This is a genomic window from Bacteroides sp. NSJ-39, from assembly GCF_014287315.1.
Classification (GTDB): domain Bacteria; phylum Bacteroidota; class Bacteroidia; order Bacteroidales; family Bacteroidaceae; genus Bacteroides; species Bacteroides finegoldii.
The window spans coordinates 205,442-226,689 of sequence record NZ_JACOOB010000003.1 but is presented as its reverse complement, the minus strand read 5'-3'; the positions used below and the strand labels follow the sequence as shown (position 1 = coordinate 226,689).

Annotated in this window: 15 protein-coding genes and 2 pseudogenes; 9 read left to right on the top strand and 8 right to left on the bottom strand. The window is 43.0% G+C overall.

Features of this window, described 5'->3' with window-relative positions:
• Window positions 1-96: 96 nt before the first annotated feature.
• The 7 genes and pseudogenes from H8S63_RS05445 to H8S63_RS19950 form a co-directional block, all read left to right on the top strand.
• A complete protein-coding gene (locus H8S63_RS05445; RefSeq protein ID WP_186925959.1) occupies window positions 97-1,572 on the top strand; it encodes a hypothetical protein in 1,476 nt (491 codons plus the stop codon).
• A gap of 21 nt (window positions 1,573-1,593) precedes the next feature.
• Window positions 1,594-4,632, top strand: coding sequence for a TonB-dependent receptor (locus tag H8S63_RS05440; RefSeq protein ID WP_186925958.1), 3,039 nt, complete (start codon window positions 1,594-1,596; stop codon window positions 4,630-4,632).
• A 24-nt stretch (window positions 4,633-4,656) separates the two neighbouring features.
• Window positions 4,657-6,255 (top strand): RagB/SusD family nutrient uptake outer membrane protein, encoded by a 1,599-nt coding sequence (locus H8S63_RS05435; RefSeq protein WP_186925957.1) that lies wholly within the window; start codon window positions 4,657-4,659, stop codon window positions 6,253-6,255.
• A gap of 32 nt (window positions 6,256-6,287) precedes the next feature.
• The gene (locus tag H8S63_RS05430) at window positions 6,288-7,940 is read left to right on the top strand and encodes a glycoside hydrolase (RefSeq protein WP_186925956.1); all 1,653 of its coding nucleotides are present in this window, start codon (window positions 6,288-6,290) and stop codon (window positions 7,938-7,940) included.
• Window positions 7,941-7,963: 23 nt separating this feature from the next.
• A complete protein-coding gene (locus H8S63_RS05425) occupies window positions 7,964-9,538 on the top strand; it encodes a glycoside hydrolase family 30 protein (protein ID WP_186925955.1) in 1,575 nt (524 codons plus the stop codon).
• 170 nt (window positions 9,539-9,708) lie between these two features.
• Window positions 9,709-9,879, top strand: a complete 171-nt coding sequence (locus H8S63_RS19955) for a hypothetical protein (protein WP_007747513.1) — start codon at window positions 9,709-9,711, stop codon at window positions 9,877-9,879.
• A pseudogene (locus tag H8S63_RS19950) lies at window positions 9,807-9,989 on the top strand (cytochrome C biogenesis protein CycH); the annotation flags it as partial. The gene H8S63_RS19955 and the pseudogene H8S63_RS19950, both read left to right, overlap by 73 nt.
• Window positions 9,990-10,067: 78 nt before the next feature.
• Here the strand turns inward: H8S63_RS19950 and H8S63_RS05415 are convergent.
• Both H8S63_RS05415 and H8S63_RS05410 read right to left on the bottom strand, forming a co-directional pair.
• Window positions 10,068-10,718, bottom strand: a complete 651-nt coding sequence (locus H8S63_RS05415) for an HU family DNA-binding protein (RefSeq protein WP_186925954.1) — start codon at window positions 10,716-10,718, stop codon at window positions 10,068-10,070.
• Window positions 10,719-10,784: 66 nt separating this feature from the next.
• Entirely contained in the window at window positions 10,785-10,922 is a 138-nt protein-coding gene (locus H8S63_RS05410) for a hypothetical protein (RefSeq protein ID WP_007747519.1), read from the bottom strand.
• A 302-nt stretch (window positions 10,923-11,224) separates the two neighbouring features.
• On the opposite strand from H8S63_RS05410, the pseudogene H8S63_RS05405 reads away from it, so the two are divergent.
• Window positions 11,225-11,818: pseudogene (locus H8S63_RS05405) on the top strand (AAA family ATPase); the annotation flags it as partial.
• Between the two features lie 167 nt (window positions 11,819-11,985).
• Here the strand turns inward: H8S63_RS05405 and H8S63_RS05400 are convergent.
• The 5 genes from H8S63_RS05400 to H8S63_RS05380 all read right to left on the bottom strand — a co-directional run bounded on the left by H8S63_RS05400 (window position 11,986) and on the right by H8S63_RS05380 (window position 18,213).
• Entirely contained in the window at window positions 11,986-13,569 is a 1,584-nt protein-coding gene (locus H8S63_RS05400) for a S41 family peptidase (protein WP_186925953.1), read from the bottom strand.
• Between the two features lie 67 nt (window positions 13,570-13,636).
• Window positions 13,637-14,092: a pantetheine-phosphate adenylyltransferase gene (gene coaD, locus H8S63_RS05395; protein ID WP_007762342.1), complete on the bottom strand. Its 456-nt coding sequence runs from the start codon at window positions 14,090-14,092 to the stop codon at window positions 13,637-13,639.
• Window positions 14,089-15,966 carry a DNA topoisomerase IV subunit B gene (locus H8S63_RS05390; RefSeq protein WP_022275653.1) on the bottom strand — a complete coding sequence of 626 codons (1,878 nt, stop codon included), beginning with the start codon at window positions 15,964-15,966 and terminating at the stop codon, window positions 14,089-14,091. The genes coaD and H8S63_RS05390 overlap by 4 nt, the downstream gene beginning before the upstream one ends.
• A gap of 5 nt (window positions 15,967-15,971) precedes the next feature.
• Window positions 15,972-17,108: a GNAT family N-acetyltransferase gene (locus H8S63_RS05385; RefSeq protein ID WP_022275654.1), complete on the bottom strand. Its 1,137-nt coding sequence runs from the start codon at window positions 17,106-17,108 to the stop codon at window positions 15,972-15,974.
• 112 nt (window positions 17,109-17,220) lie between these two features.
• Complete coding sequence (locus tag H8S63_RS05380) at window positions 17,221-18,213, bottom strand: calcium/sodium antiporter (protein WP_186925952.1); 993 nt, start codon at window positions 18,211-18,213, stop codon at window positions 17,221-17,223.
• A 132-nt stretch (window positions 18,214-18,345) separates the two neighbouring features.
• Between H8S63_RS05380 and H8S63_RS05375 the strand changes: the two genes are divergently transcribed.
• Complete coding sequence (locus H8S63_RS05375; RefSeq protein WP_007747543.1) at window positions 18,346-20,196, top strand: mechanosensitive ion channel family protein; 1,851 nt, start codon at window positions 18,346-18,348, stop codon at window positions 20,194-20,196.
• A gap of 105 nt (window positions 20,197-20,301) precedes the next feature.
• On the opposite strand, the gene H8S63_RS05370 is transcribed toward H8S63_RS05375, so the two are convergent.
• Window positions 20,302-21,234, bottom strand: coding sequence for a metallophosphoesterase (locus H8S63_RS05370; RefSeq protein WP_186926051.1), 933 nt, complete (start codon window positions 21,232-21,234; stop codon window positions 20,302-20,304).
• Window positions 21,235-21,248: the final 14 nt, after the last annotated feature.

Sequence of the window (21,248 nt, the reverse complement as noted above, 5' to 3'; positions counted from 1 at the left end):
AGGAAGAATGGGTTACATTTGCAATATCGATTCGCAAAATATTTTATTTATGTGATGTCGTACCAAGATAATATTAATCATTAAATACTAATTATTATGAAAGCTAATTTGTTGTATGGCGCGGCTATATGGACTTTTCTTTCAGCCGCAGCTTTCTTTTCCGGATGTAGCGATGATGATGCCTATAAAGATGTAGATGGGCAATCGCCTACTTTAGAATTAACTTCTGATCATGTTCGTACATTGACAGGCTATGAATTTAAAATAGCCGGTAAGATTACAGATAAAGATGGAATCCGTTCTATCCAATTGAAGTGTTCCGAGCTCTATCTGGATAAGATGATTGATTTGTCATCTATCTATTCAGAACCTTTGTATGAATATGATTTGAATTATGGTTTCACTATTCCGGCAAAAACGGAAGGTGATAGTTTCACGGTGAAAGTGGCAGTGACTGATTTGGGAGGACGTGTATCTGAGAATAATGTTTTGATTACGATGGACGGTGATTATACAAAACCTATACTTTCTCCTTCTACAGGTTTGTTCTCTACAGATATTAATATTGTATTGTCGGAAGGCACCTCCAAAAAGTTTAAATTTACAGCTAAAGATGAAGGGGAAAGTGATCGTGGATTGGGATATTTGGAATTGAGAGTACCTGATTTAGATATATTGGAACGTGTAGAAATGGAAGAAGAGGGAATAAAAAATGGTACATTGGAATGTACAGTTACATTTCCTTCCGATAAGACAGGTACTTATCCATTGACTATATGTGCTGCTGATTGGTTGGGTAATATTACAGAAAAGGAATATACGGTACTTGTATCTAAGGTGGAAGATTATAAGAATTTATATTTAGTAGACTTTGAAGGTACAGACAACAAGTTACTTACAGGAGATGATGTTTGGGGAATTCCGATGCCAATAGAACGCAGTACGAATTTCACTTATAAGGCTCGTTACTATTCTGCAACTCCAAATACTCCGATTCGCTTTGTTTCAAGTAAGTCTAGTTTCAATGTTTGTTTTGGTGATGATAAGAATGCTCCGGGTAAACTCACTGGTATTTCTGAAGATGTACAGCCAATAATATTGCCGGAAAAGGGATATTATGAGATAGTGATGAATACAGAGGAAGGTACTTATGCTGTAAAGAAATATATCCCGGATGATGAACCGTTGATTGAAGGCTCTGACCAGATTGCATATAATCCAGACGACGGTGGAAGAGAGGAATATAAATTTAAGTTAGGATTGGCAGGAGAAGGTTTTACAGGTGCCGGATGGAATACCAATAATTTGCTTTACTTAAAACAAGATGCTGATAATCTATATTGTTTTACGACAGAGTTGGAAATTCCAAAAACTGGGAATGTTAAACTTACAATAACTCCTAATCATCCATGGGGCTGGTGGCCTTCACCTTTCTGGCGTTTTGATGGAAAAAATGAAATTTTTGTTCCGGAAAACGGTCTTCCCGACAATGTAGCAAAGTATGTATCAAAAGGTACTTATACATTTGTTTTTGATACACATCTTTGCCAATCAAAGCTACTTAAGAAATAATTTACATAATACTATAAAGACATGAAACGATATTTAATTCTACTATTATCGTTCTTTACGCTGGGCGTATACGCCCAGCAGGTAAAGCTGACAGGTAATGCTGTTGCAGCAAGCGATAAACAACCTATGATCGGTCTTACTGTGCTGGTGAAAGGTACAACAAATGGTACTGTAACAGACTTGGATGGTAACTATATGTTGAATAATGTAGCGAAAGATGCCACCATTGTATTTTCTATGATTGGTTATAAAACTCAGGAAATCAAGGTCAATGGCCGCACTGTGATTAATGTAGTGATGAGTGATGATACTCAGGCATTGGATGAAGTCGTTGTTATCGGTTATGGCGCAGTGAAAAAGAGTGACTTGACCAGTTCTATTGCCGCTATCAAAGGAGATGAATTGAAAACGCTAAGCTCAGGAAATGCCATGACTTCTTTACAGGGTAAAATTAATGGTGTACAGATTGCCGGTGGAGGTAGTCCCGGAGCTACCCCCCGTGTTATTATTCGTGGTGTAACTACTGTGAATGGTTCCAATCCTCTCTATGTTGTTGATGGAATGCCGGTTGGCGATAATATAAACTTCCTTGACCAGAACGACATTGAGACCATGCAAGTGTTGAAAGATGCTTCTGCTGCCGCTATTTATGGTACTCGTGGTTCTAATGGTGTTGTTCTGATTACCACCCGTAAGGGAAAGAAAGGGGCGACTCAGTTCTCTTTCTCTGCATCGGCAGGTTTTCAAACATTAGAAAAACCGGATATGGCAAAGGCCTCAGAGTACGAATATGTGCAGAAAGCCCGTTACATCAACGACCGGAATGAACCTGTGTATAGTGGAAAAGAGCATATCACAGATGCTGAAGGAACAGACTGGTGGGATGAAAGTATGCGTAAAACTGCTTTGGTTCATAACTACAATCTTAGTTTTACAGGTGGATCTGATAAACTGCTTTATTCGGCAAGTATCGGGTACTATGGGCAGGACTCACAATATAATATTGGTAATTGGCAGAAGTTAACAGCGCGTTTCAGTATGGAGTACAACTTTAATAAGGTGGTGAAAGCAGGGATTGATATTTCTCCTAAATATGAGAATTGGACAGATACCCCCAATCTGCTCGGTAACATAATGAATATGGACCCTACTACTCCTGTGATGATTCCTGAAGAAGAGTGGACTGATAATGAATTTAACAATTATGCCCGTTCCAATAATAGCGAGGTATGGAATCCGGTGGCAGAAATGGCACGTATGTCAAAGCATAGTGATGAATATGGTTTATTGGCTAATCCATTTATTAGCATTGAACCTATCAAAGGATTGGTATTCCGTAGCCAGTTTGGTGTGAATGCCCGTTTCCGCCTTTCCGATGAATTTATTCCGACATTCTCCATTGATAATCTGGAACGTTCCGAAGTCAGTACTGCTAAGCGTGAAATGAAGAATTGGGTAGATTGGAACTGGACGAATACGTTGACTTGGATGACTACTTTCAATGAGAAACATAATTTGAATTTGATGGGTGGTTATACTATGGAACGTTTTCAAACATATTGGTTGAATGGGTCAAGAGACGGAATCCCGACTAACGACGAACTATTGCACTATGTGAAAGCCGGTACTGAGAACCCGCAGGCAGACGGTGTCAATGAGTATTATTCATTGATTTCCTATTTAGGACGTGTAATGTATAACTATAATGACCGGTATTATCTGACAGCTTCGGTTCGTGTGGACGGTTCTTCTAAATTTATGAAAGGTAATAAGTACGCTACTTTCCCTGCTGTATCTGTTGCTTGGCGGGTGTCGGGTGAAGAATTCATGAAGAACCAGTCTGTCATAAATAATTTGAAGTTCCGTGCAGGCTGGGGGCGTGTTGGTAATCAAAATATTGACAACTCTGCTTATCAGTCTACCATCGGAGCGGCTGACTATGTATTTGGTCCGAACGCTGACCGTATCGTAGGTACTAGTGTCGGCTCTATCGGAAATACATCTCTTCGTTGGGAAACAGTGGAAGACTTCAACGTGGGGGTTGATATGGCCTTCTTGAATAATCGCTTGACAGTGACTGCCGACTGGTTCCAGAAGAAATCTCATGATATGTTGCTGAAGAAGGACAATATGCTGATTTTAGGTTATCCGATGTGGAATGGACAAATGTGGGAGAACGTTGGTAAGATGAAAGCTACCGGATGGGAACTCTCGATTAACTGGGCTGACCATAAAGGTGACTGGGATTATGCAGTGGGAGTTAATTTATCTTCTGTGAAGAATAAAGCAGTGACATTGTTAGGTGGAGATTCTCCGATCTACGCAGGTTCTTTCAACGGTGACTATATCATCCGTAATGAAGAAGGTGGTGAAATCAGTCGTTTCTATGGCTATATTGCAGACGGGATTTTCCAGAATCAAACCGAGATTAATGCCCATACCAATGAATATGGAAAGATAATACAGCCTAATGCCGTACCGGGCGATATTCGTTTTAGAGACTTGAATCATGATGGTGAATTGAATGACAAGGATAAAGCATATATTGGCTCTGCTTTCCCGGATTTGATGGTAGGAATCAATGCCCGTGTTGCATGGAAGAATATTGATTTCGTAACCAATTTCTACGGTACTATCGGCAATGACGTTTTCAACACGACGAAAGGACGATATTCCGGAGCCGGTGGTGAAAATGTATATGCCGGAGCTTACAACAGTGCATGGCACGGAGAAGGAACCAGCTATTCTTTACCCCGTTTGTCTGCCAATGATTCTAATATGAACTATAAACGTCCGTCTACATTCTTCGTAGAAGATGGCTCTTACTTGCGTTGCAAATTGCTTCAGATCGGATATACTTTGCCCAAACGTTGGACCAAGAATATTGGCTTGAGATTGTCGTTCTCCGCACAGAATCCGTTCACAATTACCAAATACTCCGGTATGGATCCGGAAGCAGCTTCTTTGGGCAAAGAAGGAAAAGTGATGGAATCCGGTATTGACTGGGCAGGATATCCTAATCCGCGCACTTATCTTTTTGGATTGAACATGAATTTCTAATGACATTTTTAAGTAAAAAAGACCATGAAAAAATATATGATAGGGCTTTCAATAGCCGCTTTCTCTTTAGCGTTTACCGGATGTTCCGATTTTCTGGAGGAACCTATTAGAGGACAACAGGATTTGAGTGAATACTTCAAGACAGAGGATGAATGTAAGCAACAGGTTACAGGCTGTTATCAATCTCTTTTTTATGACGACTGGTGGCAGATACAAAAGTTTTATTTAGCCGGAGATATGTGTACGGATGATATGTGGATGGGAAATACGACACAAGATCCGGGTGAATATCGTGACTTGGCACATTATACGGGTAATACGTACTCGGCAGGAAACTGTTGCCAAAACTTCTGGCAATACAGATACAAAGGCATCTTGAGATGTAATGTTGCAATCGATCGTATTCCGGCTGTGGAGTTTACCGATGAATCATTGCGTGACCGTTATGTGGCAGAAGCAAAATTCTTGCGTGCTTTTCAATATTTTGATCTGGTAAGAAACTTTGGTGGTGTTCCCTTGGTTATCGGACTAAAATTGCCGAGTGAGGTGGTTGGCATTACCAGAGCCACCATTGAGCAGTCTTATGAACAGATAGAACGTGATTTAAAAGAAGCCATCCCGGCGTTGCCAAAGCGTAGTGAGTATGCAGCCAATGATTTGGGACGGGTTACCGAGGGTGCTGCACAAGGATTGCTGGCAAAGGTTTATTTGTATCAGGAAAAATACACAGAGGCTGAAAAGTTGTTGCAGGAGCTTACTTGTAGAGGTGAATTCTCCGGTAATACTCCGGAATACAAATTGTTGAAGAATTTTGGAGATGTTTGGAGTATGGATCACAATAACAGTGAAGAATCTTTGTTTGAAGTACAAACGAACAATGATATTTCCTATAATTTGGGAGAACGTATTTCTGTTGTCTGCGGTTCACGTAATGATGGCGGATGGGCTTGGGGGCTTCCGACCAGCCATTTGGAGAAAGCTTTCAAAGATGCAGGCGACGATGAACGTCGGAAGTGGACTATTATCAAGCATGGAGAGGCTGTTCAAGGCGATCCCGATGTCACTTCGTATACGGTAAAACCGGAAGAGCACAAGTCGCCTCGCGTTACCCGTAAATTGTATATTCCTGTAAGTAAACGTCCGAAACCGTATGATGCGCCTCATATCCCGCTGAACTACCGTTTATTGCGTTATGCAGATGTATTATTAATGTATGCGGAAGTAGAGAATGCGTTGGGGAACGATGGGGAAGCCAGATGGGCATTGAATGAAGTACGTAGGCGTGTTGACTTGTCCGAAGTAACAGCTTCGGGGACAGCTTTACGTGATGCCATTCGTTTGGAACGCCGTTTGGAGTTGGCTTTGGAAAACAATCGTTTGTTTGATCTTCGCCGTTGGAAAGACGACAATGGAAAAGCGGCTATTTGCAACGTTATGGGAACAAATGGAACATTCGTGAAATATAATCTGGAACAGTCTACTGATAATGATGAAAAGAATAACCAGATAGAGAACAGTAACAAGGGTATCACTTTCAAAGAAGGACGTGACGAGTTATTCCCGATACCGACTTCCGAGGTTACAATGTCCAATGGAAGTATCGTACAGAATCCGGGTTATTAATATAGTTTTCAAAAATAAAAAGATATAAGTTTATGAAAAGTAAATATATACTTGCAAGTTTATTTTGCTTGGCAGCCTTTTCTTGTAGTGATGATAAGTCTTTCGAGCCTGCCTATACGGTAAGTTTGGAAGCTGACGAGAATATGACTACTAATGTGGATGCGAGCCAGGTCTTCCAGACAATTGACGGCTTTGCCTCTTCAGACGCCTGGGATATGGATTTTATAGGAAAGTATTGGAGTAATTCTAATAAGGAAGGAATCGCCAAACTGCTTTTTTCGCGCAATATTGATAGTAAAGGGCGTCCGGAAGGAATCGGTCTTTCCATGTGGCGTGTCAATGTGGGAGGAGGTTCGTCAGAACAGGGAGATGCCAGTGGCATACCCGATAAGTATGAACGCCGTGTAGAATGTTTTTTGAATCAGGATGGAAGTTATAATTGGTCAAAACAGGCCGGACAGCAGTATTTTATGCAGAAAGCAAAAGAGTATGGTTGCGAATCGTTTGTGCTGTTTACCAACACTCCTCCGGTATGGTATACAAAAAATGGATTGGCTTTCCCGACTAAAGGTGCATCCAGTAATCAAGATGAAGATAAGAATAATTTGAAAGATGAACACTATGAAGATTTTGCAGAGTTCCTGGCTACTGTAACCAAACATTTTGTAGATCAGGGATATAACATTCCGCTGATTAGTCCGATTAATGAGCCGCAAGTAGATTGGAGGAAAACTCCCGGAGCGGACGCTGAGCAAGAGGGGTGTTCCTATACACATGAAAAAACAAAGAAACTGGTTACTGCATTGGATGCGAAATTGGAAGAAAAAGGTCTATCAACGAAAATGCTGTTAGGTGAGGCTTCCCGGTGGGAGCCATTATATACATTGAATTCGGGAACAAACTATTCTTATGTGATTCAAAATTATTTTGATGAAACTTATAATAGTGGTAAGTATTATTTAGGTGACTTGAAGCATGTTCCGAAGATTCTTTGTGCACATAGTTATCATACGGATAAGACATGGAGTTCTTTGAAGAGTGCCCGTGAAAAGGCTTATGAAAAAGCGAATCAATTCGGTGTAGAATTATATCAGACGGAGTGGAGTATGCTTTCTACTGATTATGATAATTACGAAAATTATGATGATGCTTCCTATATGGACTTGGCGCTCTCCATGGCTAGAGTTTTGCATCATGATTTGGTTACTGCCAATGTTCGTTCTTGGTCGTATTGGACAAGTGTCAGTCAGGAACGCTGGAGTCAAAAAAGCCGCTTCTATCTGATTCGTGTTTCTGCAGACGGAAAAGATGGTGAGGATTATGGTGATTTGCATAACAATGGTGTTTATGCTACATGTAAGAATTTATGGGTACTAGGGAATTATAGCTTATTTATCCGTCCTAATTTCCAACGTATTGCTCTTAATCTACCGGAAGAGTCTGAAGAATTTTTTGGTTCTGCTTATATTTCACCGGAGAAGAATAGAGTGGTCGTAGTATATACTAATTTGAAGTCGGAATCTATTCATGTAGAATGTGGCATTAAAGGACTTGATGGTAAGGAAGTGGTTGCCATGAACCAGTATACGACATCCAATGCTAAAGATTTGAAACAGGAACCGGATTATTTGGTAGGGCACATCCCAGCTAAATCCGTAGTAACTGTTGTCTATGATTTGAAATAGTGAAACTGTTCTTTTAGGTATTTATGAAAGGTAAAAAGATCATAGCTCTTTGTGGCTTCTTTAGTATGGTTATAGCAGGTTGTAAACAACCTGCTATACATTTTCAGCTAGAAACAGACCGTCCCTGTCAGACAATGACTTATTTCGGCGCTTCCGACGCTTGGAGTATGCAGTTCATCGGACTTTGGCCGGAGGAAAAGCAGAATCAGATAGCCGATTGGCTGTTCAGTACGGAGAATGATGCGAATGGACAGCCCAAAGGTATCGGTTTGTCTCTTTGGCGTTTCAATGTCGGTGCAGGCAGTGCGGAACAAGGTGACGACAGTCAGATTGCTTCTCCTTGGATGCGTGCCGAATGTTTCTTGCAACCGGACGGGACCTACAATTGGAGCAAGCAACAGGGGCAGCGTAACTTCCTGAAGTTGGCGAAGGAGCGTGGGGTCGATAAATTTCTGGCTTTCCTCAATTCTCCTCCCGTCTATTATACGCAGAACGGCTTGGCTACAAACACGGGTCGCGGCGGTACGGCAAATCTGAAACCGGACTGTTATGAGAAGTACGTCCGTTTTTTGGCCGATGTAGTGCAGGGAGTAGAGCAACACGATGGTATCAAGTTCAACTACATCTGTCCTTTCAATGAGCCGGACGGACACTGGAATTGGGTAGGACCGAAACAGGAAGGTTGTCCGGCAACGAACAGGGAAATAGCCCGAACTGTCCGTCTGTTGAGCCGGGAATTTGTGAACCGGAATATAGATACGCAGATTTTGGTAAGTGAATCTTCCGATTACCGTTGTATGTTCCGTACGCACGAGACAGATTGGCAACGTGGCTATCAGATTCAGGCTTTCTTCTGTCCGGACAGTGTGGACACATATTTGGGTGATACTCCGAATGTTCCCCGACTAATGCTGGGACATAGCTACTGGACAACGACTCCTTTGAGTGAGTTACGCAATATCCGCAGTCAGTTGCGGGATACATTAGACAAACACGATGTTGACTTTTGGCAGACGGAGACTTGCATCATGGGCAATGATGAAGAAATCGGAGGAGGAAATGGATTCGACCGTACGATGAAGACAGCTCTTTATGTCGCCCGTATCATTCACCATGATATTGTATATGCCGGTGCAAAGAGCTGGCAATGGTGGCGTGCCATTGGCGGTGATTATAAAGACGGACTGATTCGTGAATATACTACGGACGATAATTTCTTGGATGGCAGAGTGGAAGATTCCAAACTGATGTGGGCTCTAGGCAATTATAGCCGTTTTATCCGTCCGGGAGCAGTCCGGTTATCCGTTTCAGCTTTCGATCAAACAAACACTTTCATTCCCGATGGCGACACTGATCAGCAAGGATTGATGTGTTCTGCTTACAAAAACGTGGATGGAACGTATGTGATAGTCGTTATAAACTATGCCAATGAGGAGAAAGAGTTTTCTATTCATAAAGAAAAAGTCGGGAATGCACAATGGCAGGTTTATCGTACTTCGGATAAAGAAGGGGAGAATTTGCTACCGGTAGGAAAAGTGAAGAGTGGAAAGACCGTTCATATTCCGGCACGTTCTATAATAACACTTCAGAGCAACTAATAAAAGCAGCTTTATATTCTTTATTTCTTTTTGAAAGCTGTACATTTGTGTGTCCGTCCATTGCTACGAAGGTAATGGACGGACACAATGCGTAAATAAGGAAGCATTTTATCGACAATAAAGGAAAGATTGTCATTTATCAGACAAAGGATGGGAAAACTTCCATTGATGTGAAGTTGGAGAATGAGACGGTGTGGCTGACACAGGCGCAAATGGCAGACTTGAAGAGCACCGTACGTCTTCTTTCTAACGTCATCGAACACAAACAATTGCCGCTTTTCTGTTCCTTTGGTTTCTGGAGAAGAACGGTATACTGTATAAATCTGATGGTTCGAAGTTAATCGGTAACAATATGCTCGTAGCACTTACGTTAATGATTGCTGAAAGCCGGACGGAAGAAAAGGACGTGATGGTGAAGGTAGTAATCAATTTGATTAATAAGAATAATTGAATGTAGGTCTTATGAATGGGGGATATAAATAATTGAGAGATACCTCGCCGCAAGGTATCTCTCATTCTATTATAGTCTTTACTTTATGGCATTTGTTTCATCCTCTTTTATTTCCGCCTTGCCGTAATATCCCGGCATTGGTACATAAATCGGGTTATAATACGTATGGATATTATTCAATTTCTTTTCTTCTTTCAGTCGTTTGAGATGGCGGGCGGCCGTGGTGGAGGTAAATCCGCATAACCTTTGAAAATCGATGCGGGTTAACATAGGTTTATCGTTGAAGTAATTCGTCAGCAACTTGTCTATCTTTTCATTCGAAAGGGAAGCGGAATGGTTTCTTAGTTTGCTACGCTCCACATGGACGACACTGACAGACCTTTTCAACTTGGCGTCTGCCTTGAAACAGATGTTGGCTTTTAGCTTTATCTGATTTGCTTTCAGCTTGGGCGAAGTGATCGGTTCCTGGCTGTTCAGCTTAACCTGGAAATAACCGATACCATCCAGATGAACGCTTTCTCCTTCGCGGAGACGATAGCCCATGAAGTGGCTCAGTGATTCGAGTACCGACTTTACATCCCCTTCGGTCAGAGAAGTGGCCATTTGGATTTCCTTTGCCAGATAATCCGTGTCGATGTGTTGGAAGTTGACCACACGTGCGTGGTATGTTTCCTTGTTTTCCTCATCCTTCGGGTGGGGCGTTTTGTACAATTCAAATTGTATTGCCATTGTATCTTTGTTTTTATTGTTATATAGCTGTCGCTTGCTTGGTGTAGAGCTGCTGCTTACTTCCTGTCAAGCTACTGCCTGTTTGCCGCCAAGTGGCTTTATATATACATTGTCCTGCCTTTGTTGTTGGATTAAGGTATAAGGATAGTTGCCTTCCGGAGCCTTTATCATTAGTTTGTCACGGCCGTGACGAGATCTCTTCATGGGCGTGGTAGGATCTTCTCACGGCTGTGGTAGGAACTCTTCATGGCCGTGAAGAATAGACTATATCGACCTCAAAGGTAAACTATATAAGGGAGAAAAGCAAATGATTTCCGCTTGTTTGAGTAATTCGTCCCGTATGTTTCATGTGATATACCGGTGATTTCATAGTCGGATGGGCTTTTCTTAGAAAAAAAGTCCTATCTTTGTACAACGTGGCATACGCTAATGAATGGAAAGGAGAAACAGATAATGAAGCAGAGGATTTACCCTATCGGCAACGAAGAGTTGCAGAAGGAGTACCCAGCGACCTGAACAATCTGAAGGATATCTCCATGCGCCGTGATTATATTGATATTTGCGGCATTACAGACAAGGAACTGCATCGTTATTTTGACAAAGACCTGCATACCCTTGCCGATGTACAAGGATTGGATTATGAGACCGTTTGTCTTGAAGTGCAGAAACGCTACGACGGATATCATTTCAATTTCAACACGCCCGGCATTTACAATCCTTTCAGCCTGCTCAATACTTTTGATGCAATGGCGTTCGGCAGTTATTGGTTTGCCACAGGCACTCCTTCTTATCTTGTCTACTTATTGAAGAAACATCATTACCGTCTTGAAGAGATTGAAAAGGTGGAAGTTACGGAAGATGTGTTGGACAGTATTGATTCCGAAGGTACAAATCCCATACCTGTCATTTATCAGAGTGGCTATTTGACTATCAAAGACTACGACCCGGAATTCGGTCTTTATATGTTGGATTATCCCAATCGTGAGGTGGAAGAGGGATTCGTGAAATATCTGATGCCTTTCTATATCGATAAGAGTGAGGCGGAGGCACCGTTCGAAATTCGTAGATTTGTGGGAGAAGTACGTAATGGTAACATTGAACGGTGGTTGGTGGAGTGACTGGACGGTGATAGGTGACAGGTATAGGTGATAGGTTAAAAAACAACCTATCACCGCCGGAAACCCCGATGAATAAGGTGTTTGATTGCCGTCGGTGATAGGTGATAGAGAAAAGTGATTTTTCTATATAGGAGAGAAGAAGTTCTTGTTTATTTCAACTTCTTCACGTATTCGTCCGAATTCAGTATTTCCAAAGCCTTTTGTACACTTTCGTTCGTTGTGTTCATTACCCGGAAATATTCGGTCATGTCCCAAAGGTCGCGGGCAATCAGTGCTTTGAGCTGCGTTTTGATAAGTGGGAGTGCTTTCTGATATTGTTCTTCATTGAACTTCACACCCTCTTTCTCGCCCATCTCCCGCAAAGTAGCCAACATATTATCGTCAATGACAAACTTCTCGTTGAATGATTCGAACTTCTTATACTTGTTAGCTAATTCTTTCCGGTGTTCCTCAATAAACTGCATGGTAAATTTGATGATAACCCCTTTGCCTACCAGGTTCCGGTGATAATCCGTATACAATGTCGTATCGATTGGTACGAAATAATCGGGCATGATACCACCACCTCCATACACAGTACGTCCTAGTTTTTTAGTCTGTACCTTTAATGAATCCGGGAAGTGAATGCTGTCGGCATTCATCAGTTCACCATGATTGAAACGGTCGATGAGGTCTTTGTTGTAATCGACCGTACTGCCATACGGCTTTTGGATAGAACGTCCCGATGGAGTATAGTAACGGGCGATAGTCAGACGAATCATAGAACCATCCGGCAAATCGATAGGACGTTGCACCAAGCCTTTGCCGAAAGAACGGCGGCCTACAATAATTCCTCTGTCCCAATCCTGTACCGCACCGCTGACAATTTCGCTGGCGGAAGCTGTATACTCGTCCACCAATATGATGAGGCGGCCATTACGGAAGTCTCCGTTACCTTTGGCATAGAAATCACTACGCTTGGCGGTCCTACCTTCGGTATATACAATCAGTTCTTTTTGTCCCAAGAATTCGTTGGCAAGGTCAATGGCTGCATTGAGATAACCGCCTCCGTTTCCTTGCAGGTCAAGAATCATATTTTTCATCCCTTTCTTCTGGAGGTCCTTCATTGCTTTTTTGAACTCTTCGGCAGTTGTTGCTCCGAAGCGGTTGATACGGATATAACCCGTTTTAGGTTGAATCATATAAGAGGCGTCGAGACTAAGGATAGGTATCTTATCTCTCTTTACTGTAAACAATAAAGGGTCCTTTACGCCGCGGCGAACGATTGTCAGATTGACTTTCGAACCTTTCGGGCCACGAAGACGCTTCATGATATCTTCCGTACTCATTTTCACCCCGGCAATAGCGCTGTCGTTCACGGCAATGATGCGGTCACCGGCAAGGATACCGACTTTCTCGGAAGGTCCGTTGCTGACAGGCTGTACCACCAACAGGGTGTCTTCTATCATCTGGAATTGTACTCCGATACCCTCGAAGTTACCTTGGAGCGGTTCGTTCATTTTCTTCACTTCCTCTGCGTCCGAGTAAGTAGAGTGCGGATCGAGTTGTGCCAACATCTTGATGATGGCTTCTTCTACCAACTTGTCTTCATCTACTTTGTCGACATAGAAATTGGAGATTGCAAACTCTGCCATTTGCAACTTACGCATAGCAGCCGAACCGAAGTTCTGAGCTTTTACTGTAAGTATTGTCCCCAGACAAACTAAGAGGACGTATATTTTCATTCTATTCATAATCTTACTTTATATAATATAATTGCCGGATACGTCTACATCATTCTCAACTCTCCATTCTCAACTCTCAACTTATCACCATTCCTTCGGGAATAAACTGGCTGATATCTTTGTTGTAAGTTAATAATTCGCGTACAATCGTGGAGCTGACACAAGTCTGTTCGGGTTCAGTGAAAAGTAAGATGGTTTCAATGCCTGCCAGCTTACGGTTGATGTCGGCAATTGTCTCTTCGTATTCGAAGTCTTTCACCGTACGAATGCCACGAACGATAAACTTAGCGCCTACTTCCTGTGCAAAATCGATAGTCAGACAGTCGTACGACATTACTTGTATACGAGGTTCGTCTTTGTAAAGTTCCCGGATCATCTGTTCCCTTTTTTCAATGGGGAAGTACGTATTTTTGTTCTCATTGATACCGATTCCTATCACGATTTCGTCCATAAAGGTAAGTGCACGTTTCACTACCGAATAATGTCCGATGGTGAAGGGGTCGAATGTACCCGGAAATATTGCTTTTCTCATGATGCCAAGTCTTCTTCTATAACCAGATTGTCTATAATAAAGTTTTGTCGTTCCATAGTATTCTTACCCATGTAGAATTCAAGCAGTTCTTTCACTGCGTCCGTCTTGCGCAAAGTTACCTGTTCCAAACGCATATCCTTACCGATAAAGTGCTTGAATTCGTCCGGTGAAATCTCTCCCAGACCTTTGAATCGGGTGATTTCCGGATTCGGGCTTAGCTCTTCAATGGCGTTGATACGTTCTTCGTCAGAATAACAATAAATGGTCTTCTTCTTGTTGCGTACGCGGAACAAAGGAGTTTGCAGGATATATACATGCCCTTTCTTGATGAGATCGGGGAAGAATTGCAGGAAGAAAGTAATCATCAGCAGGCGGATGTGCATACCGTCCACATCGGCATCGGTTGCTACGATTACCTTGTTGTAACGCAGCCCGTCCAAACCATCCTCTATATTAAGGGCAGCTTGAAGAAGGTTGAACTCCTCATTTTCGTAAACTACCTTCTTGGTCAGTCCGAACGAGTTCAACGGTTTACCGCGAAGGCTGAATACAGCTTGGGTAGTCACGTCACGGCTTTTGGTGATGGAGCCGCTTGCAGAGTCTCCCTCAGTGATAAAGATGCAAGATTCTTCTTCCAGTCCTTTTCCTTTCGGGTCGTTCAGATGAATGCGGCAATCGCGCAACTTGCGGTTGTGAAGGTTGGCTTTCTTCGCACGTTCGCGGGCAAGTTTCGTCACGCCTGCGATGGCTTTACGTTCCTTTTCCGACTCCTGTATCTTTTGTTGTATCGTTTCGGCTATGTCCGCATTCTTGTGCAGGAAGTTATCGACTTCCAGTTTGATGAAATCACCTACATATTTGTTGACCGTGATACCACCGGGAGCCATATTGGTAGACCCTAGTTTGGTCTTGGTCTGGCTCTCGAAGATCGGTTCTTCCACATTGACGGCAATGGCGGCAACCAATCCGTTGCGGATATCGGTATAGTCCATGTTCTTGTTGAAGAACTCTTTAATGGTACGGGCGATATGCTCCTTGAAAGCACTCTGATGCGTACCTCCTTGAGTAGTATGCTGGCCGTTGACGAAAGAGTAGTATTCTTCTCCGTATTGTCCGGTATGAGTGAAGGCGATTTCGATATCTTCCCCTTTCAGATGGATGATCGGGTAAAGTCCGGTTGCCGTCATGTTGTCGTTCAAAAGGTCTACCAGACCGTTGCGCGACAGAATACGGTGTCCGTTATAAATGATGGCAAGTCCCGTATTGAGATACGTGTAGTTGCGCAGCATTGTCTCGATAAATTCGGGTTTGAAGCTGTAATTCAGGAATAATGTATTGTCCGGTTCGAAGAAGATATAAGTTCCGTTGTCCTCTTCGGTGTTCTGTGTCTCGTCCGTCAGCAACTCTCCTTTGGAGAAAGTGGCGATACGTACCTTGCCGTCGCGGTAGCTTCGTACCTCGAAACGGGAACTGAGGGCATTGACAGCTTTTACACCGACTCCATTCAGTCCGACACTTTTTTTGAAAGCCTTGCTGTCGTATTTGCCGCCTGTATTCAGCATACTGACAGCTTCAATCAGTTTTCCTTGCGGAATGCCTCGTCCGTAGTCGCGAACGCTGACACGAAGATTCTCCTCGACAATGATTTCGATTTTCTTACCGGCCTGCATTTTGAACTCGTCAATACTGTTGTCAATTACTTCTTTCAGGAGGACATAGATTCCGTCTTCGGCATGCGCGCCGTCGCCCAGTCTACCGATATACATACCGGGACGTGTGCGGACATGTTCCATGTCGCTCAAGTGGCGGATGTTGTCGTCAGTGTACTCTACTGCATCGTTGTTGTCTACAGGTATCAATTCGTTCTCTTCCATAGCTTTTATTTTATCTCTTTAATGAACGCACGGCGGCGCTTATGTTGTTGAGTCTCAAAGTAATCCCATTGTGCCTGGACTTTTCCGTTCAGTTCCAGTTCGGGGTTGCTTTCTGCAAAGATAAAACCTAATTTTTGATAAACCGGAATTAAATCGGAAAATAACAAAGCGTTAACACCTTTATTCTGATATTCGGGTTTCACGGCAACGAGTAGTAAATCAAGCATTTTGGCACGACGTTTCATGAATAATGCTTTTAGCAGATAGAACCATCCTAAAGGCAACAACCGCCCGTGCGATTTTTGCAGGGCTTCGGCAAGGGATGGCATGGAGATTCCTACGCAGACCAGTTCGTCGTTGGCGTCGGTGATGAGGGTTACCATGCGCAAATCGAGAATAGGCAGATACATTCTTACATACTGATCAATTTGCTTTTGGGTCAGAGGTGAATATCCGTAGAGGGGACTATAAGCTTCGTTCATCAGTTCGAATATCTTCTGTCCATAGTCTTTGGCTATTTTCTTTCCGGAGGTATATTTCTTTATCTTGAGGTTATATTTGCGTTGAATCAGTTCGGAGATACGCTTATGTTTGTCGGGGATGGTCTCCGGTATGTAGATTTTGTATTCTACCCAGTCGGCATCTTTCTCGAAACCGAGTTTCTCCATGTGTACCGGATAGTAGGGATGGTTGTAGATGGTGGCCATCGTGCTGAGTTGGTCGAAACCTTCCACCAGCATACCTTCTGCGTCGAAGTCGGTAAATCCGAGAGGTCCGACAATGTGAGTCATGCCCCGTTCCTTCCCCCAATCTTCTACGGTTCTTATCAGTGCGGAGGATACTTCCGGGTCGTCGATGAAATCAATCCATCCGAAACGGACGTTCTTGGAACCCCATTTTTCGTTAGCGCGGTTGTTGATGATAGCGGCTACACGACCTACTATCTTATCGTCTTGGTAGGCGAGGAAGTAATCGGCTTCACAGAACTCGAACGCTGCGTTTTTCTTCTTGTTGAATGTGTTAAGCATATCGTCATACAGGTCGGGCACGGAATAGGGGTTATCCTTATACATCCTGTAATTGAAACGAATAAATTTCTTAAGTTCTCTCTTCGTAGAGACTTTCTTGATTGTAATAGCCATATCTCGTATTTATGATTCAGGAAGCAAAGATACGTGATAATCTTTAAATTACAACGCGCAGGACGGCAAAAACTGTGTACGGGGGATGAGCTGCCAAAAATTGACGGATGGTTTAGGTATTGTAAATCAATACTAATGTGTAAGCTATATAGCAAACCACCATGATACTTCCCTCTATTCGTGTAATCGTTCGTTTGGCGAAGAATAGCCCGAAGAACCAGAGCAGGATACCGGAACCTGCTAATGTGAATAAGTCGAAGTTAGTAATTCCGCTAAGATGGAGCGGGGTGATACTTGCACTGCATCCCAATACGAAGAAGATATTGAAAAGATTGCTTCCTATTACATTACCGATGGCAATCTCCGGATTTTTCTTCAATGCGGCAACGATGGAAGTGGCAAGTTCGGGCAGAGAAGTGCCTCCCGCTACCAAAGTCAGGCCGATAATCGATTCACTGACTCCCAGACTGCGGGCAATACCAGTGGCTCCATCGACAAATAACTGTCCTCCGTATATAAGTGCAGCCAGACCGCCGATGATATATAGAGTGGATTTCCACCAGGGGAGCGATTTGATTTCCTCTTCTTCGGCGGAGTGCTCGGCTGGCTGCGCATTGTCCGTTATAGGCTTGGAAGGACCAGAGGAAGCGATAGCAAATGTATATCCCATAAAGATGGCGAAAAAGCAAAGCAATAACAGACCGTCTACTCTATTTAGAATGTTCTCTGATGCCTTGTCCAGAAAGACATCGTTGGCACAAACCAGTAAAATGATTGAAGAGAGTATGCAGAGCGGTATTTCTTTTCTGAGCGTATTACGGGTGATGACAATCGGGGCAAATAGGGCGGTGCAGCCTACGATCATCAATGTATTGAAAATATTGCTTCCCACTACATTACCGATAGCGATGTCCGCACTGCCTTTGAGAGCGGAAGAAACGCTGACCGTCAGTTCTGGGGCAGAAGTTCCGAATGCGACAATAGTAAGCCCGATAACGATAGGCGGAATGCGAAAGCGTTTGGCTACTGAGGCAGAACCGTCTGTTAATCCGTTGGCACCTAGAAGAATGAGGATAAGTCCTCCTATAAGAAATAATATATTCATAGCTTTTTCTGTTTGAATTGCAAAGATAATCAATTTAGGAATTGTAATGTCAAAAACAATCCGTATGTTTGCTCTGTTTTAGTAAAAAAGAAGTGGATTAACCTTAATTTGTAATCATTTGAATAGTAGAATATGGAAATAAATAAAATAAAGCGGTTGGTGCTGATATTGTTGATGTCTTTTGCAACAATTGGGGCACAGGCGCAGTTGGAGCAGGCTGTCAAAAAGATATTTGCGGGGGATAGTATAACCGGTGTACATGCTTCTATGAAACAGGGATCGGACTCTGCTTATGTGGCAAATTTGCAAAAGACATTGGAGACTGCCCGGCTTAATGAGGCGAATATGCGGATGGAGATGGAGCAGATGAAGCTTCAGATGGCTGCAGCCGATTCGGTGAAGTATGCCCGGCAACGACAACGCATCGATTCTTTGCGTCAGTTTACCAAAGGTATTCCTGTAGTGGCGGATGGCGACACTTTATTTTATCTTTATACAAAACGGGGTGGGTATACTCCTCAACAAAGGGCGCAAATGACCGGTAGCGCCATTGAAGAATTGGGAAGGCGCTTCAATCTTCGTCCCGATTCGGTTTCTGTAGACCATTCGGATATTGTTTCCGATTTGATGTATGGCAATAAGGTGTTGCTGTCCCTTACGGATCAGGACGCTTTATGGGAGGGCGTTTCCCGCGATTCTCTGGCGAATGAGAGACGGCAGAACGTTGTTGACAAACTGCACGAGATGAAGGCGGAACACGGGATTTGGCGAATGGCAAAACGTATTCTCTATTTTGTATTGGTGATTGTAGGCCAGTATTTTTTGTTCCGTCTTACCAATTGGCTGTTCCGTAAGTTGAAAGTACGCATTCTACGCTTGAAAGATACGAAGATAAAACCGGTGTCGATTCAGGGATATGAATTGTTGGACGCACAGAAGCAGGCGAATCTGTTAGTCTTTCTAGCCAGTGTAGGGCGGTATATCCTTATGGGATTACAATTACTGTTTACCGTACCGCTGATTTTTATTATTTTCCCACAGACGGAAGGGTTGGCTTATCGTCTGCTCGGTTATATCTGGAATCCGATTCGTGGAATCTTTGTCGGTATCATTGACTACATTCCTAAACTGTTTACCATTATTGTGATCTGGTATGCAGTGAAATATCTGGTGCGTTTCGTATTGTATCTGGCACGTGAAGTAGAGGGAGGGCGTCTTAAGATCAACGGCTTTTATCCGGATTGGGCAATGCCGACGTTCCATATTATCCGTTTTCTGCTCTATGCCTTTATGATTGCGATGATTTATCCCTACTTGCCGGGTTCCAACTCCGGAGTGTTTCAGGGAATATCGGTGTTTGTCGGCTTGATTGTCTCACTCGGTTCGAGTACGGTTATCGGCAACATCATTGCCGGATTGGTGATTACTTATATGCGTCCGTTCAAGATAGGAGATCGGATTCAGTTGAATGATACTACAGGGAACATTATTGAGAAAACTCCGCTTGTCACCCGTATCCGTACGCCTAAGAATGAGGTGGTCACTGTACCCAACTCTTTCGTCATGTCGTCTCATACCGTGAATTATAGCACGTCAGCACGTGAATACGGGCTGATTATTCATTCTGAGGTGTCCATTGGTTATGATATCCCTTGGCGGAAAGTAAATGAATTGTTGATTGATGCGGCATTGAATACTCCCGGTGTAGTGGACGACCCGCGTCCGTTTGTTCTGGAAACTTCTTTAAGTGACTGGTATCCGGTATATCAGGTGAATGCTTATATCAAGGAAGCTGATAAAATGCCTCAGATTTATTCAAACCTGCATCAGAATATTCAGGATAAATTTAATGAGGCGGGTATTGAAATCATGTCACCGCATTATATGGCTATGCGGGATGGTAATGAGACGACGATTCCGAAAGATGATTTGAGAAATACAAGTCCTACAGATAAGACTGCCCAAGAAAGTAAGCCGAAATGACTGTGACCGATAGATATATATAGTTAGAGTGTCCCTTTCATCACGAAAGAGACACCCTATGTCGTGTGTTTTTTCTGAGAGTAGAATTTATCTTTTTAAGAGAACTTATTTCTTTCGGGTGATTGTATAAAGCACATTTCCTTTCTTGTCTATCATGCGTAGATTAAGTTCTTTCTTGTTGATAGAGCAGATGGAGAAACCCGGTTCAGGACTACAGAATTTTGTTCCTTCGATGGGCTTTACTTTGCGTGCCAGTGATGCAGAGGAATTGACAATATAGTCGATGCCACTTTCCGGAACGCGGATATGCTGGAAGTTGTGGATATGTCCGCAGATATACATATCTACTTTATATTTGCGCAAGAGAGGGTCTATACGTTTCTGCATGTCCATCCGTTCGCTTTCTTCTTTCGGGGTGTATGCATAGATAGGATGGTGTCCGGCTACGATAATCCAGTCTTCTTTGGCATTAGCCAGCACAGAATCCAGCCATGCCAGTTGTTTGTTGATATCCTGTTTGCAGGCATCGGGGTATTTATCATTCTCTTTGCGGTATTTGTCGATCAGAGGAGTCGTGTCAATCCAAATGATACGGATGGTTGTACCTTCTTCTTCGAATCTCTTTGTGTAGTAACGGTCGGGCATTGTCCAACGGCGGCTAATATTGGTGTAGTCCAATACAGCTTGTGTGTTACCGCGATATTCGTGATTTCCCAAAATCGGAAACCAATCAATCATCAATTCCGGATGAGAATAGATAAGTTCGTAGTTGGTCATCCATAAGGGGTCGTTCACGCTGCGCACTCCTTCGAAATGATGGATATCCCCGGTAGCCAGGACGAATTCGGGACCGACCTCTTCTCCCATCGTACCCATCAGTTCGGCAATCGGTTTTTGGTCATAGTATCCGTTACGTCCCAAGTCGTTCGCTATATAGAAGTTGAACTTCTGATCAAATATAGAATAATCCGTCAATTGTGCCTGAGCGAATGTACAGACGGAAATCAATGCTAGAATCAATAAACCTTTAATCTTTATATTCATATTCTGTT